14 protein-coding genes are annotated in these 14,475 nt (G+C 50.8%); all 14 read right to left on the bottom strand.

The window, feature by feature from the left end:
* Positions 1 to 227: 227 nt before the first annotated feature.
* The 14 genes from ADIMK_RS13355 to ADIMK_RS13290 all read right to left on the bottom strand — a co-directional run bounded on the left by ADIMK_RS13355 (position 228) and on the right by ADIMK_RS13290 (position 14,475).
* Positions 228 to 3,755, bottom strand: coding sequence for a DUF4020 domain-containing protein (locus ADIMK_RS13355; RefSeq protein ID WP_036189005.1), 3,528 nt, complete (start codon positions 3,753 to 3,755; stop codon positions 228 to 230).
* 80 nt (positions 3,756 to 3,835) lie between these two features.
* A complete protein-coding gene (locus ADIMK_RS13350; RefSeq protein ID WP_036189003.1) occupies positions 3,836 to 4,045 on the bottom strand; it encodes a hypothetical protein in 210 nt (69 codons plus the stop codon).
* Between the two features lie 328 nt (positions 4,046 to 4,373).
* Positions 4,374 to 4,829 (bottom strand): hypothetical protein, encoded by a 456-nt coding sequence (locus ADIMK_RS13345; RefSeq protein WP_036189000.1) that lies wholly within the window; start codon positions 4,827 to 4,829, stop codon positions 4,374 to 4,376.
* A 129-nt stretch (positions 4,830 to 4,958) separates the two neighbouring features.
* The gene (locus ADIMK_RS13340) at positions 4,959 to 6,290 is read right to left on the bottom strand and encodes a hypothetical protein (RefSeq protein WP_036188997.1); all 1,332 of its coding nucleotides are present in this window, start codon (positions 6,288 to 6,290) and stop codon (positions 4,959 to 4,961) included.
* Positions 6,291 to 6,481: 191 nt separating this feature from the next.
* Complete coding sequence (locus tag ADIMK_RS13335) at positions 6,482 to 6,733, bottom strand: hypothetical protein (protein ID WP_036188995.1); 252 nt, start codon at positions 6,731 to 6,733, stop codon at positions 6,482 to 6,484.
* Positions 6,730 to 6,966 (bottom strand): hypothetical protein, encoded by a 237-nt coding sequence (locus ADIMK_RS13330; protein WP_036188993.1) that lies wholly within the window; start codon positions 6,964 to 6,966, stop codon positions 6,730 to 6,732. The genes ADIMK_RS13335 and ADIMK_RS13330 overlap by 4 nt, the downstream gene beginning before the upstream one ends.
* Before the next feature lie 421 nt (positions 6,967 to 7,387).
* A complete protein-coding gene (locus tag ADIMK_RS13325; RefSeq protein ID WP_051692947.1) occupies positions 7,388 to 8,209 on the bottom strand; it encodes a hypothetical protein in 822 nt (273 codons plus the stop codon).
* Positions 8,210 to 8,370: 161 nt separating this feature from the next.
* Positions 8,371 to 9,246, bottom strand: a complete 876-nt coding sequence (locus ADIMK_RS13320) for a hypothetical protein (protein WP_036188991.1) — start codon at positions 9,244 to 9,246, stop codon at positions 8,371 to 8,373.
* Positions 9,247 to 9,323: 77 nt separating this feature from the next.
* Positions 9,324 to 9,887 (bottom strand): hypothetical protein, encoded by a 564-nt coding sequence (locus ADIMK_RS13315; protein WP_051692946.1) that lies wholly within the window; start codon positions 9,885 to 9,887, stop codon positions 9,324 to 9,326.
* 42 nt (positions 9,888 to 9,929) lie between these two features.
* A complete protein-coding gene (locus tag ADIMK_RS13310; protein ID WP_036188989.1) occupies positions 9,930 to 10,247 on the bottom strand; it encodes a hypothetical protein in 318 nt (105 codons plus the stop codon).
* A 392-nt stretch (positions 10,248 to 10,639) separates the two neighbouring features.
* Complete coding sequence (locus ADIMK_RS13305) at positions 10,640 to 11,158, bottom strand: DUF1441 family protein (protein WP_036188986.1); 519 nt, start codon at positions 11,156 to 11,158, stop codon at positions 10,640 to 10,642.
* A gap of 207 nt (positions 11,159 to 11,365) precedes the next feature.
* Entirely contained in the window at positions 11,366 to 12,001 is a 636-nt protein-coding gene (locus ADIMK_RS21420; RefSeq protein WP_051692945.1) for a head decoration protein, read from the bottom strand.
* A 123-nt stretch (positions 12,002 to 12,124) separates the two neighbouring features.
* Complete coding sequence (locus ADIMK_RS13295) at positions 12,125 to 13,102, bottom strand: coiled-coil domain-containing protein (protein ID WP_036188983.1); 978 nt, start codon at positions 13,100 to 13,102, stop codon at positions 12,125 to 12,127.
* A 20-nt stretch (positions 13,103 to 13,122) separates the two neighbouring features.
* Complete coding sequence (locus ADIMK_RS13290; protein WP_051692944.1) at positions 13,123 to 14,475, bottom strand: replicative DNA helicase; 1,353 nt, start codon at positions 14,473 to 14,475, stop codon at positions 13,123 to 13,125.

The raw sequence follows: 14,475 nt of genomic DNA, 5'->3' as shown, positions 1-14,475 counted from the left end.
CGCTGTTTTTGTTACAGAGCTCGGTATGTCATCCTTCGTGCTCGTGAAATAAGCTGGGCGCGGATGTTACCAGGCTATTGAGCTCCAGAGATTCGATTCCTATCTCCGGCAGTCTGTAAGGTGTGTTAGGCGCTATCAGCTCTGACATCGGCCGTCAGAATTAGGCTTTGGAATCAGTCGGTGAGCACTCTACAAGTATTTAATCGAGTCCTTGATGCAACCAACACTTAATTGCTTGCATTCAGTACACCAGCGCGAGCTAGCGCCTCATTGACTTTATGCCTCAATTGGTCAGGTAACTGTGGTAGACGTGCGTTGATTTCTTCTAGATCAGCGGGAGAGTATCCCGAAAGGCAGATGCAGTTAGCAAGGTAGATAAGCAACTCTGCAGATTCAATGGGGAACCGGGTGATTAGTTCACTATTACGCAGCTCGTAGAGAAAATAAGCGTGTTCAATTCGGATAACGGGGAAGCTACCGGCCAAGGCTACAGCATCAGGAAAGACGTCGCCAAGGTAAGGCAGCCACTCTAGCATCTTCCTAATTTCGGTATCATCCAAGGTAGCTAGCACACCTTGCTGTCGATCCTGCCAATACTGGCGTAACCAACCATTCCACAATTGCTGTCTGGCTGATTGTTCCATTTTGCGCAGGAAGTATCCGAGATGCGTTGCGAACGTCAATCGATCTTCTAGCGATCCGTGATCAAAAAGCGCAGGTAGCAATTGTTGAGTCGGATCTGATACGTGAAATGCGGCGAGCGCTGCGTAGAACTCGATGAATCGCCGGCGGCGGTTGCCCATATCTGCAGCTAGCCTTGGCATCGCAGCGATGAAAGCTGGCAGCAGTGCATCGACAAGTGCCGGATTTAAACGGCCCCACATGAGGAAGCCATCCCATGCTTGCCCAAACTTAGTCCGATCCGGATCACTGAAGAGCGGAATAATATGCTGTCGCGTCCAAGCCTCATCTATGCCGAACAGGAAAGCAGATTGACTGGCAAGAAGGCTGCGGCCCATTCCACCCTTTGATGTCTCATCTTGCGCAACTAGCGTGAACCAATGGCGGTAGTTCTCGGGTAGACTTCGATCAGCTCCAGTCTTTCCGTGTAAAAGCAGTGACAGGCTGTTGATCCAGAACTCGACGATGACGCCGGCTGGACGGTTAATAGCGCGAGATAGCCAGTCGTCAATATCTTGGTCCTGAGTGCCTGCTTCCAAGGTTTTCCATACGGGGAGTGCGATGGCATTCGCTTGTTCCAGCAAGTCGAGCGAATACGGTTTACCACCGTCTCTTACCAAACTGTAAAGCAGATTCGCAATCTCGTACGCATGCGTTGACCACATTAACGGATTGGATACCAAGGTCAGTAAGTCACGGCAACCATCTGCGGCCAGCTCAGATTCCTGTAGTCCTCGGATCAACGCCGGCCATAAGTCAGACGACCACAGTGCTCGTTCTGTTAGAGCCTTACCCAGAGCGAATGCCCAACTAGAGTTTTGTTTGCAAGCTTCGCGACAGTTGGCCAATAAACTCTCGCGGCTTGGGCCTTCGAAGCGATTGCCTGTGAAGTTCAGCAAGTCATCGAGTTGTTCACAAGGTTCCCGAGCGAGGAGTTGATCGACGGACCAAGGGCTCTCCGAGCCTACCCAATCCGCTGATCCCACCCAGTGAGTGAGGTCTGGATGATCCGAAAGCCGCCATTCCGTATACTGGGCCTTGATTGGTGCCAAGGCCGCTTCAGCCAGCAGACAATCGGGCTTAGCTTGAAGCAGCCAGGATAGCCAGTCAAAATGTGAGCGAGCGGTTCGCTTCTCGGCAGGACAATCATCGTAAGTCGGCAGGGTGTGTGCCAAGATTGTATCAACGACGGCTTTCCGCGCTTGATCATCCGCAGATGTATAACTCAGAGCTACAGCGCGATGGACTTCATGATGCTCGGGAAGCTCATGAAGGCCTACACGATCCAGCAACCACTGCAGGCGCTCCTCAGGCGACCGCTCAGGATGCACCGTTATCGCGTGTATAGCCAGGCGACGCAGCAGAGGGGCGTCCGAGATCACCAGCATCTCGATCCAAGCGTCTAGTAGGGCAGGAGAATTTTCTCCGAGCCACTCAAGTGTATCGCGCGCGGCGTCAATCAGAACGTCAATGGCATCTGAATATTCATCCTGATCATGTGGCTCGATGGCCGAACGCCCGTAACTAATCGGATCCCATTCACGCGATGCCTTGTCCCAAGCTGACAGATCGCTGTGCATTTGCTCTAGTCGCAGCGCGATGCTCGACAACAGCGGTTGCGCAACTTGTGCCAGGTGTGGCTTTAGGAACTTCGTCCAAACTTCATCCAAAGACCAATGATCGGCTTGCAGCGGACAATCCGCTTCCAGTTGCCGTCGGTGTTCGGTTTCCTCGTCATCGGGCCATGAAAAGCCTGGTTTAACGTTGATCCGGTGCTCGCACATGGCTAAGAACGACTTTAGGGTCAGTTCGACACAACCTTCGCGCGCACAGCGTTCAGCCAGCCACATCAACGCGTGGGGATCCGCAGGCGTTGATGCGCTCGAAAGCAATATTGTGATCCAGCGGCTAAGCGCAGAGTTTTCCAGCGGCTTTTCCGACATGATCCCAAACTCGCGACAAATCGACCACCAGAGCACTGAGTTCATCTGTAGTCCATGCGCCGCCACAATCTCGAACACTTCCGTGGGATGCTCGATTACGAAATTCCTAGCTAGCCATTCGACAAGTAATATGTCTCGCTCTTTGAGGTCGAGAGTGACAAATAGTGCATCTAGATACTTGCGCTTATGCAGCCACCGGAGCCATTCAGGATCGCGTGCGACGTTGAGTAGAAAACGAGTCGTGTGGACTTCGCGCATTGCCTGCTCGATCTCACTTATCGCTTCTTCATCTGTTGGCGGGGCGCGGTTGCCTAGTTCGGCGAGGCGTGACTGCCAGTCCAGTGCCCCGCGTGCTGTTCGTTCTGAGAGTCGCTGCACGCCTTCGTATAGCTCCCTGTACGCATGTTCGTCAGTACCTTTAACGAAGCGGACGGGGTTGATTCCCAGAAGGTCCCAGCTTCCATCCTCATCCGTCAAGGCAAACCGGTTCGCGACACTGTCGGCAGGCAACGCACGTGCAAGGTAGTTCATAACTACATCGTTATGGCGGTAGCCGACGAACAGCACGGTATAGTTGCGGAACACATCTACAAGGAATCGACGTGCCCAGCCCTCGGTAAGGTAGGCCCGGCCGAAATCAGCGTCTGTCAGTACTAGATGCCGTGCGCTTGGCAGAGCACCATGAAGGTGAACGATGCCTGAAAAGTCATAGCCGAGAGGCAAAGCAGGTGCTTGATATACGTTGGGGGCGGTGTTGAACAAGATGTTGGCGGCAGATTCGAAGTGCAAATCGAAATTGGTGGTCACCAGTTTGACGCGCTCTGCCGTCCGAAACAGCCGTAGAAGATCGTGATGCAGTGCATTCGGAGCGCTTTTAGCGGGTGAGAGGAGCTGGGCGGCTCGCTCATGAACAGCGACTTGGCGGTGATGCAACTGACCTAAAAAGCGATCTAGTGGTTCGCTGGGATTGAGGCCGGTGCCACGCGCGATGTCGAAGGTCAGCTCCCAGAAACTGGCTAGGTTCGACGGCGGTCCCATTGAAACGCCAGCACCGGCGAAGACGACAAGGCGGTCGTCACGTAGCGCGTCCAGAATGCGGTCGTCGAACTCGATAGCTCCAAGTTTTGTCATGGGGGAGGCTTCTCCAAGTTAAATGGCTCGCCGGGAGCGTAAAGACATTTACTGTCAGATCGGCTTTACATTGCTGCAGTTCAAGTGGTTATCTGTGAGCTCTCAATCAGCATTTGGTAAATCGGTTCAGCAACCACAGCCACCAGCTTTTGATCTGTATGGATTGGCAGAATATCTATCAGTTCAGCGTCAAAAATGTCGGGTAGGGGTAGAGCGTTGGATAGGGAAAACGTGTCGCCAGTAGATAGTAGGCGCACACCGTTACGGGTTGCCAATACCTTGTAGTCCATTTGATCGCCTCCTGCGGTCGTTGATCCTTCCTTTGTTTGCTCAGTCTACACCGATCAGTTTCAAGAAAACCACGTACTTGCCAGGTCCTGCTGTTGTTTCGTATGTAGTCCCGGGATGAGAGAGGATGTGTCAGAGGATTAAATTGATCCCCTCGGGGAAGGTCGCCCCGTCAACTTTGGGCATCGCGCTGGATCTGTAGAAAGAACCATATTGACCCCCTCAGATTCTCGGAGCTAAAAGTTCATAGTCTATCTAACTCTGTGAGGCATCCAGGGGGGAGCGAGTGGGGCAATCGTATCCAGCGCAGTTACCCTCTGTTGGAGGCAGTTACTCGCTACCGTCTGGGGCGGTGCTGTTATGACTCGCTGCTTGTCGCCTGAGCTCGGCGACCTCCAGGGACAGCTTCTCCTCCTCCAGGTCAGTCATCCGATCTTGCTGGGGTTGGATTTTTTTGTACCAAACTGTGAAACCTTTAGCTGTCATAAGTATGCCTACGGCGAGGAAGCCCAATAACCAGTAGGTAATGGTATTGCGATCAGATAGAGCATTGTCGAGTTTTGACTTCAGGTATGACTGCATTGCTGTCTTGTCAGAGATCTCAGCCTCAGTGCCCGTGCTGATATCACCTAAGTCATACATAGCGTTGATCGTCTCGCCGATGACACTGTTCGAATAGTTGATGTTGATCACCAGGAGTGCAAGGCAGAGCATGGTCAGGTAGAGACCAAAGGTAGCCAGGAACTTATGGAAGTTGTCTGTGGGTATGGGAATTCTCGGGTCCATCGATTGTGCTGCCTTCCGTGTTTGAATGGGCTCAGCATAGGCTGATACGGATTTTGTTGAAAGATCCTTCTAGGATGTCACCTTAGTGGCGGCATACAGCTAATATCCAGGGCGAATTTCGTGTGATTGTTAGAGGCTGGACACCTCAACACCAAGATCGTACCCCTCTACAGCCTTGTTCGGCCACGCGGTCTTAGTAAACATGATTCTAAAATTTGGCCCATTCAAGGTTCCCTCCTCTCCAGGGATGATAGCCTCGCAAAGCTCTTCTCGTAAGTTGAGTCCTAGAGCGGCGTACGCCAGAGTGTCTGCGGTAGACAGCAATTTTGCATGAGCTTCCTCAGCATGCTCAGGACTATTGACGTTTAGTTTTAACTTCAAACACTTAACCGCACGTTCGTCGCCGTTGAGGTAGTACGCGATATTGTTCCGAAATAATCCTGAGCCAAACTCAACCAGTGTTGAGCAGCAGAACCACTCTGAAGGGTCCCTTGGGTCAATTGGATTGTAGTGTCCAGTCTCTATTCCCTCAGAGCGTAAAAAGTTCTTCGCTTGTGTTGGCGACCAGCCTTCAGGGAGAGAAATTGTTTCAGGGGATTTTTCTCGGGCGAGCATTTGAAAGAGCTGACTAAACGAGCTGTTGACCTCGCGTATCGTTTGGGGCCGGTACTTTGCGACATCAGCAGACCAGCGTTTCAACAGCTTAATCCTTATGTTGAAGATTACCATTGCGGCCAACCGAGCGTAGAGTTCGACATGCCGCTTATTAATGGAATAACGCAGCCTTATCAGCACGGTTTGATATGTACTGTAAACGGCCATGAAAGCCATAAACGGTGTGTACAGAGTAGAAAGAATTACCGGCACAATGAAGTCAAAGGCAGATTGGCTGTTTGCTATTTGATGAATGTCGAGAACCAGTAGATATACCACCGAACCGAGGATAACCGTGCCAATTATGGACATCACGCTGTTTAGGAACTTATGCACTGATTGGTATTCTGGCTTACCCTCTGCATACGCTACAGCAGCAGCAAGGAATGCAACAAGGGGGATCAGAGCGAATTCAATAGCAAAGTGAAATGTGTATACTCCAACTAAATATTCTATTAAGACTATTAATTTGAAGCTGTCTGCTACCAACCCCATGAGCTTTTGAGGTGATTCCGAAAAATCTTCGATTCTGAATAGCGAAAATAGTGCAACAGAGAAAAACCAAATCAAAGTGCCTTTGAGCTGGGTAACATCCCACAGGCCAAAATGTGACAAGCCGTAAATCACCGCGATCACATAAATGGTCATTAGTGTGATTGCAGAAACGAGATGCCGTGAGCCGAGGGCGTGGAGCACTCCGAGGAAGGGCTCTTTTAATGTACGCCATCGTTGCGGTCGACTGATGTAACCGATTGCAATGAGTACCCAAACTAAAATGGCCCATTCGCGGCTGTTCAGGATATCCATGTTAGTTCAGAGAGGCCCCTTAACATCGTAATGCGCATGCGCATTTTTCCTGTATGAAGTACTCAGTATCGAGCAGTACTCCATCTGTGATGCGTTGATATTGCGATAGATTCGTTTCAGATGCGAGACTCAAAGGGCGGCTGCTGTTGTCAGGGCTGGCACTACCAGGATCGGCAGCGCCAGCCACTACCTCAGTGAGTAGCAGGATTTATTGGTGTTGGGCGGTTGACCTCAGCGCAAGCTGAAACGGCCGCACGCGCTTCCCGGATCCGGAACAGAAGATCTACTAGTAGAACCTCCCGATCGTGCTCCGGCAGGCTGTCAAAGCTCTCGAGTCCCAAGTTGCCAACCACCTCAGCACGCTCCAGGAGGCAGCTCAGATCGAACAGCTGGGCATCTACATGAAACCACCGGGATGTGCTCTTGTTCTTATGGTTGCTCATCGCGTGGTCTCCTCTTCTATCTGCTCTGCCATCTCCTCTGCTTCGCATACCAGGCGAGTGCCTGCGAGTTCGAGACCTAGCATCAAGTTGTACAAGGCATTCTGTTTCAGAGGGGTGCCGTTGTCGTTGTTCTCCTGGTCGAAGTGGAGATCCATAACCTGCTTGATGCCGATCATGAACAGACCGGCGTTGTTCAGCAGTTCGCTTTTGTCTTTGAGGTAGTATGAGTTCATGACTGCACCTCCCGGCCATTGGGCTGCCCTGCATCCCCAGTTTGGGGGCGCAGAGTGAGAGCATGGGCTAGAGGGCTAGGGTTGGTGTGATGAGCGAGTAGCGCGCCGGTAGGGCGCTTCTGGTGGATCTGGCGAGCTTTAGGCATGACTGCCTCCGTTTGTTTTCTTCGAAGTACCCATAAGCCGTATGGGTGTCGGGAGGTTCGAAACGGCACAAACGGACCGCGGACTTATTCCCCACAAGGGGTGTTGTATTCGTCGCCCTCCCGACGCAACGGGGGCTTGCCCCTTAATCTTGGCAGATTTTGGGCGCAAAAAAACCAACGCTGACGGGGTTGGGCTATCCGGTTTGTGGAGGTTTCGACGCCTCAAGGGTGGAAATTAGCAGTGAAGGTTAGTGTGGTCAAGGCGTATGCACGGTTTATTCAAATAACGATATAATAAACTTTATGAGAGGATCTAGATTAAATTTGTAGGTTGTTTCTATAATATTCGACTGCACTCCAGAAAATAAAGCAAGAATAAAAGTTAGAATTGCTATAGCTTTTTGGGTTCTAGCGTTATCTTTTTCTCTGGCGATTTCTATTTGATATTGCTCTAATGTTGCAATAGCTTTACCTGTGATTTTATATTCAAGAGTAACTGGCTTTACAAGTTCGCCGGAAGCCACAAATGATTCAAGATATAGGTCTAATTTTTCTCTTGCTTCTCTTTTTTTAGGGTGTAAATACCAACGCATACCATAAAGGTATGTCATCAAGTCAAGTGAACCGAATGTTCTATGCGGAGCTGATGCTTGTTTTGTTATTATTTTTTCAAGGATTGTCATTCGTGTTTGAAATTGGATTCTTTTTCTATTGAAAAAGAACTGTGGGACTTTATTCTTAAGTGAGTAGTAAAGCTCTTGTAATATATAAAATTTCGTCCATTCATGAATGATATAGTCGTAAATTCCACTATATATGTGGCAAGTAAGCCTATGGTAATGATCAATGCGAACTGTCATGCCATCCATAAGAGAAAATGGAACTGTAGCATTATAAACAAACTCGTTACTTTCGAAATAAGCGCCAATTAGCCCTTTTTCTCCTATTTCATTAACTAGTAAAATTGGGTTGTCGCCAGAATAAAGACTGATTGAATAGCAGTTAACGGCTTTTCCTTTATCCCCTGATCTAGGAATAGTAACGGGGCATTTGTTGTCGAGAATCTTTTTAATGGTATTGATTTTGAAGTTATTCATAGAAATCCATTTCATTTAAAAATAGTACTGAGTCGTAATAAATTAGTCACTGCTATTAAGGTATAGAAGTGAAATTTTAATTAACACTATGCCTCTTAGATCATCGCAAGCCGAACAGGTAACATAAATTTTATCCATTGTTTTCACCCGGATTTTTATTACTAAGACTGATAGCTAACATTTAGATTTCTAGTGGCATTACTCAGATATCCGTGATAATCAGGAAATCTCGGATTCCTAAGCAACTCATCTCCAAACAGGCGCCCCTCCCTTATCGCTTCCGCTAATAAATTAGCCTCTCTCTGATCTGAGAAGTTTGCGAATAAACAGAAAATTGCTTTCCATTGTGAATCTAAAGGTGCTGAGACCATAAGATCTAACTGACTATCTCCGTCGCTGAGTGCGTATGCCAATACGCATAGCCTCACAACCGAACCTAGCGCAGCGTGATCCTTAATATTACTTTCCAGACATCTAACCAGGTCATCATCGGTATTCATGGATAATGCATGGCGAAGTATGAATGTTATAGGGCTTTCATCTCCTCTACCTACATTCCCGCTCACTGAAATGGATTCACCAACAGCTTCGGTATACAACTTATACACTTCAAAAAAGGCGTTTTGGCGACTTTGAACTGCTTGTGTCTCAGCGATACTTTCTTGTGCCGACGCTGACCGGGCCATCTCAGCCCTGCTGTCGGCTAGCTCGGCCCTGTTAACTTCTAGCTGGGCTTTTGTAGTTTTCAATGTTTCGTTAGAGACCCGTAAAGCTTCTTCAGTTTGTTTCAGCGTTTCTTGTGATATCCAGATGGTTCTGATCAGAAGGATGATCGTGAAGAGAGTCAGCAAAGGATTGAGTAGCCCACCGAAGACGTCGCCAAGAGCGCCCCAGTTTGCCCGGGTAGTTGCTTCGACGTTGGATAGAGCAAAGGACGGAGCGAGGCCAAAAATCATAGTGCGATCGATGAGCCAATAGAGTCCGCACGCAGCTACCAACGCGGCGGGTACTGGCCACCAGAGCTTCAACCACTTCATAAACACCTCCTTGTGATTAGATTGTTGATCAAGATACCACGGTAAAGGGGTAGGCATGCCTTGGCAGACAGGGGATGTTATCCATTTTTAGTGGCTTGCCCGATAAGTTTTTTGAACTCCTTGTCGCGGCTCTGTGGATCTAGAACCTGCTGTATCTCGCTGGTGAAAATCCGCTTGGCCTGCTGAATTTCTTTCCTCATGTGGGGGTGGTTGCTCTTTCCCTGGTGGTCCAGAACAGAAACCGCACTGTAGGCATCGACTAGCGCATCGAGTACTGCCGGGCGGTATCCCCGATAAGCCGCCTCTTTGTGCTGACCATGATCTTCCGTGGCGTCATTTGGAAAGAACCAGCGGCCTTTGTCTATTTGGGCTGACAGGTTCACCCTGAGCTGGTGCCGGCGGTCAAAAAAGGTTGGGGATTCGCACTTCGTGGGTGCCAAATCACACAGGTGGAGGGCTTCGGAGAGCAGTCTCATCGACTCATCGGACCAATGGGTTAGATCGGAGAAGTAATCCTTCTTCCACTTAGCGGCCTCAATACGCTGGGTGAGAAGCTCTTTTCTCAGCGTACCTGCAGATATAAGGGCTGCCCCGGCGGCGATCACTGCAGCGGCGGCAGAGATAAAGACACCTGTTTCCATTTGGTCTTCCTTGTCCAGAGAGTGGGTTAGGCTTGGTAATGTCTAGGCGTCTTTTAAATTGCAGGTGAAAACGTGGTATTCCTCGAAGGATATTTCATCCCCGGTCTCTAGACCGAGCTCGTTATTGCATTGTCCGAAAGGTGGATCGATCCCGCAGACTGTCCCCCAGTAGATCCCACCTTCTTCATCGTTTACGAAGTATATTGATTCGAGTTCAACGAATTCGCCGTTGTACTTTAGTGAAAGACTGTCGCATTGGCAGATGTCTGAGAAATGGTCGGTTACAGGGTAACGACTAGTCACAATGTAGGATTCGTCGTCATCTCGTTCACTGAAACCGTTCTCGTCCGCGTAGGTCATCTTTTTCCCTTTCTGCTGGTTATATTCGAATGGGGTAGCCTTTCGATCAGCGAGTCTTATTCGCTTTTAGATAAGCACATTTACTCCAGTCGTAAGACGTTGACATTGCGCGTTTGGTTGCAATTACGCAGTTATCCATGTGGCTGCACTTTGTCGAGCTGATACACCGAGCGAGTTCCTCTCCGCTATTTCCTAACAGAATGGAAAAAGTTTCTTCGATAGATACTCTTTCACCAACTTCCGGGCAGTTAAATGGCTTGTTTAATAACTCATGACGTGTCTTAGACATTGCGGGCCCCAGTTCTTCTTAAGTGGGTAGAGTCTTAATACTCAAACCTCCGCCTTGCACGTTCAAGTGAATTTTGATGGAAACGCATTGACGGTGGTAACAATTAAATATTGTTGTCGTCTATCACCTCCCGGAGGTGCTCAATAATCGGCGATACCGCCCGTTCCGCACAGGCAAGGGTCGCATCGTCCAGGCCACATCCCTCCCGATCGGTCGCATCCTTTAAGTGATCAGGGACTGACTCCAGAAAGGGAAGCATTACGGCAGCCATTTTTGCCATTTCTCGCCGGTAATCACCGGCGTCTACCAACGCCTTGGCGGTTTTTTCAAACTGGACTTTATAGATCTGGGCCTGGTACCAGTGCAGCCGATCCCTAGGCTCAAGCAGTGGTTCTCCATCCTCGTTGAACTCAACTGTCATGGTCTCCATCTGCCGGCGGTACAGTGCGGGTCCTACGTCTCGTAAGGCATAGACCGGGTGTCCATTCTTCATTCCCGCCGGACTGATACCAGCAGCTCGGATGCGCTCGGTTACAGTGCGCCGGTCCATCTCGAACTGTATGGCGATCTTGTTGATCGACCAGCAGTAGGCATCTTGAATACCGTTCACGTTGTTTGCCATATCAGCACCTCGATCTGGCTAATTATCTGAAACAAATAGGTTTATTTAACTTGTGGTGGATCACATGCAAACTCGAAAATTTCTCGAAAACCGCGTGCCTGCTCCGCCCCCGTGGTTGAATAGAAACGCTAGGGGCCCCGTCGTTTTCGTTACCGTTACCCTGGCTTTCGTTCACAGGGTTACGAGGCAGGCTTTTCATTATTCCGGTCAGCTCAGCTTGATCCCTTTCAGCGCCAGCTGTTCACGTGCGACCTGAATGTCATCGGCAGTGACTCCATCGAAAAATGTCAGGTCTTCTGTGGTTACATTGGCTTCGCGGCTGATCATGACGCCTGGGCTGTCTTGGTCTGTTGCATCGGTTACGTCGAAGAGAATCCCTACCGGTGTGTCGCTTCCATCAGTGTTGCTCGGATTCCACTCGATCATTTTGCCGGTGCTCTCAACGGTGATCGTAAACCGGTCATTGAGGGCAAAGTCTGTGGTGCCGTCTTGAAGCGTAAAGCTGAGCCCCTCGGCTTCGAATGCCTGGCCGACCGTCCCAACGCCAGCAACTTTGCCGCGAGTGTTGAGCAGCTGGAACAGGCCTCCATCTGGGGCCGGCTCAATGATCTTTATTTCGTAAGTTCCCTTCTTGAGTTTTGTGGAGGTTGAGAGCGCGGTTACTGTTCCGTCACCGGTATTGCCCGTGTCGGCAATCGAAGTGAGCATGCTGTTCAACACTTCGCCCAATACGTGCCCAGCATTCAGGATCTGCCCTTGCTGAATCGTTACAGTGTCAGTTGATATGGGCGCGCTATATGCGAGAAAGGAGCCAGCCGGAAGAGCCATGGTTTTTACTGTCATGGGTATATCTCCAAATGTGTTGTGGTGGAAAAAGGCCCGGCTCCAACCATGTAGCAGCAAGGAGGAGCTCTATCCATGTAGCAGCATGGCGGAACGGACGGGCAATGCTCACCACCAAGTGAGTTACTGAATTCGAATCTTCTTCAGACGCTGTTCGGCCAACTGGGCGCTTGCCTCTCCAGGTGAAAAGCGGGTGTGTAGAAAATCAGGTGGCAGATCTTCGTGACGACCGACGACCAGGTTGAGTTCAGACGGAATTCGTCCGCCCAACGTTGCACCGGTGCGGCGCGCGATCGACTGCAATGCGCATAGGTCGGCATAGGTCGCGCCCAGCTTCTCGGTTGCGGCGTTGATCTCGGCAACGACACTCTCCCGCTCGGCTGTCAGCCAATGACCCATTAGTTCTTTAAAAGCCTCTTCCGCTGTTACCAGGTCCGTTTTAAGTTGCTCCAGTTTGGCAGCGTAGCCCCGGGCGGTGGATTCGGCTGTGCGTTTTGCTTCAAGGGCGCCAGTCAGCTTCTTAGCGAGTGCCGCCAGTTGCTTCTCCATTGCGGTCAACTCAGTCTGAGGGGCTTCACCAAGAGCGACATCCGCAGCCAGGAGATCGCGCTCGGCGGCCAGGGCATCATGTTCGGCTTGCAGTTCGGTCGGTTCCGAGATAACCATTTGCTCCAGGGCGCCCACAACCCTTTCGATTTGCGCCTGGGTATCGCCGACAGTTTTGTTCGCGGCCTGCAGATCCTTGGCTGTTACTTTGGCCCCGCCTGCCTGCAGACTCTTTTGCTCTTCAGTCAGCGATTCGTGTTCAGCCAGGATTTGGTCGAGAATGGATTGTGCTTGCCGCAGTTCGGTCTTAGCCCGCTTGATATCGTTGTCAATCTCGGCGGTAGGGCGTCGAGGACCGCGCTGGTTTGGAAGTACAACCGCTTCGCGCTCGAGCTGTTCAATGTCGTACTCGCAGCGTCTAACGACTTGCTGAGCGTCGGATCGTGGGTCGCTCAGCTCATCAAGCCGCTGCTCGATCTCCTTCATCCGGTTAATACGCTTCATAGCGCCTGTGATCGCGGTATTGCCTGTCAGCATCTGGGTGATTGCATTCATGGTGTTTCCTCTTTGGTGGCTCACTGTTGGTTTTCCCTATTGAGGTGCAAGTTTTCGAATCGGAAGGTGGAGCCGTCCCACTTCGCCAGAATTTTTCCGGTCGGCCCGTGTCGGTTCTTGCAGATGCCGATTTCGGCAACGCCTTTATGGGGAGAGTCGGGGGTGTAAACCTCATCCCTGTAGAGAGTCGCAATCACATCAGCCTCTTTCTCGATGATCGAAGCGTCTGCGATATCGCCCATGCCTGGCCGCTTGTCGGGGCGTCGCTCGCACTCGCGGTTGACCTGCGCCAACGCGATAACTGGGATGTGTAGTTCCTTGGCGAGAGACTTCAGGCCTCGGGTGATCTCCTCGATTTGCTGGTGCTTTGGCTGTTTGGCATCGGTGGGGTAGATGCGCTGGATATAATCGACAAACAGGATCTTGATCTCGTTGGTATAGGCCCATTTGCGAGCCTGTCGGCGGATACCGTCTATCGTTATGGTGGGGTCGTCGTTGATCCAGAACTCGCGATTGGCAAGCCCATGCGCGCCATTGGAAAGCTTGCCCCAGTCATCGCTCAAGAGTTTGCCGCGCCGAATCTTAGAGCCGGATACATGCCCCTCAATGCTGAGCATTCGCACACCCATCTGATCGTGTGCCTGTTCGCTGGAGATCACGCCGAACCGGACGCCTGAGTTGAGTGCCAGGTTGAGCAGGAGGGCAGTCTTGCCCATCGCTGGCCGAGCAGGAATCACCACCAGGTCCGTGTCATGCCACCCACCGGTGGCGTTATCCAGATCGATCAGGCCAGTGGTTATACCCACAATCTGGCCGTTCTGGCTCTTCTCGAACGCTTCTTCAGTGCGCTCTATGGCTGCTTTGATTACGGCCTTCGAGTCGAAGTCGTGTTTGGTGCTATCGGTGTACAGCTCCATCAAGCTGCTGGTGGCTGTGTCTACTGCTTCCCGACCCTTGTGGATGTCGGATAACAAACGACGTGCGATCGCGCGTGCATTGCGTTTGGTATGGGCCTCTTGAATGATCTCGAGGTAGGTATCAACCGACTCAGGATAGGCAATCAGGTTGCGGAATATATCCACCACCAGTTCGAGCCAACGCGTATTGGGCTCTTGGCTTTCCAGTATGTCGGCTACGGTAGTCGGTTCAGCTGTGCGGCCCTCTTTGATCAGGTACCCGATTGTTTCGTAGACCTTCCGAAAGCGGACGTTAGCGAACCAGTGCCGGTTGATAGGGTGCGAGGGATAGAGGCTGTTATCGACCATCAATACCTTGAGGAATGAGGCTTCCGCATTGGTGGCTCGTTCCTCTTCGAGAGCCAGGTGCTTTTCGCTGCTAATCTCCTCGGCGATATCAAAAACCATTCTGGTCAT

This window comes from Marinobacterium lacunae (assembly GCF_000705555.1).
GTDB lineage: Bacteria > Pseudomonadota > Gammaproteobacteria > Pseudomonadales > Balneatricaceae > Marinobacterium_D > Marinobacterium_D lacunae.
The sequence above is the reverse complement of the archived record's forward strand: the minus strand, read 5'-3'. Positions and strand labels throughout refer to the sequence as shown.

Coding starts and splice junctions, on each gene's coding strand:
- ADIMK_RS13355 (WP_036189005.1), bottom strand. CDS start 3,755: ATGACAAAACTTGGAGCTATCGAGTTCGACGACCGCATTCTGGACGCG.
- ADIMK_RS13350 (WP_036189003.1), bottom strand. CDS start 4,045: ATGGACTACAAGGTATTGGCAACCCGTAACGGTGTGCGCCTACTATCT.
- ADIMK_RS13345 (WP_036189000.1), bottom strand. CDS start 4,829: ATGGACCCGAGAATTCCCATACCCACAGACAACTTCCATAAGTTCCTG.
- ADIMK_RS13340 (WP_036188997.1), bottom strand. CDS start 6,290: ATGGATATCCTGAACAGCCGCGAATGGGCCATTTTAGTTTGGGTACTC.
- ADIMK_RS13335 (WP_036188995.1), bottom strand. CDS start 6,733: ATGAGCAACCATAAGAACAAGAGCACATCCCGGTGGTTTCATGTAGAT.
- ADIMK_RS13330 (WP_036188993.1), bottom strand. CDS start 6,966: ATGAACTCATACTACCTCAAAGACAAAAGCGAACTGCTGAACAACGCC.
- ADIMK_RS13325 (WP_051692947.1), bottom strand. CDS start 8,209: ATGAATAACTTCAAAATCAATACCATTAAAAAGATTCTCGACAACAAA.
- ADIMK_RS13320 (WP_036188991.1), bottom strand. CDS start 9,246: ATGAAGTGGTTGAAGCTCTGGTGGCCAGTACCCGCCGCGTTGGTAGCT.
- ADIMK_RS13315 (WP_051692946.1), bottom strand. CDS start 9,887: ATGGAAACAGGTGTCTTTATCTCTGCCGCCGCTGCAGTGATCGCCGCC.
- ADIMK_RS13310 (WP_036188989.1), bottom strand. CDS start 10,247: ATGACCTACGCGGACGAGAACGGTTTCAGTGAACGAGATGACGACGAA.
- ADIMK_RS13305 (WP_036188986.1), bottom strand. CDS start 11,158: ATGGCAAACAACGTGAACGGTATTCAAGATGCCTACTGCTGGTCGATC.
- ADIMK_RS21420 (WP_051692945.1), bottom strand. CDS start 12,001: ATGACAGTAAAAACCATGGCTCTTCCGGCTGGCTCCTTTCTCGCATAT.
- ADIMK_RS13295 (WP_036188983.1), bottom strand. CDS start 13,102: ATGAATGCAATCACCCAGATGCTGACAGGCAATACCGCGATCACAGGC.
- ADIMK_RS13290 (WP_051692944.1), bottom strand. CDS start 14,475: ATGACCAGAATGGTTTTTGATATCGCCGAGGAGATTAGCAGCGAAAAG.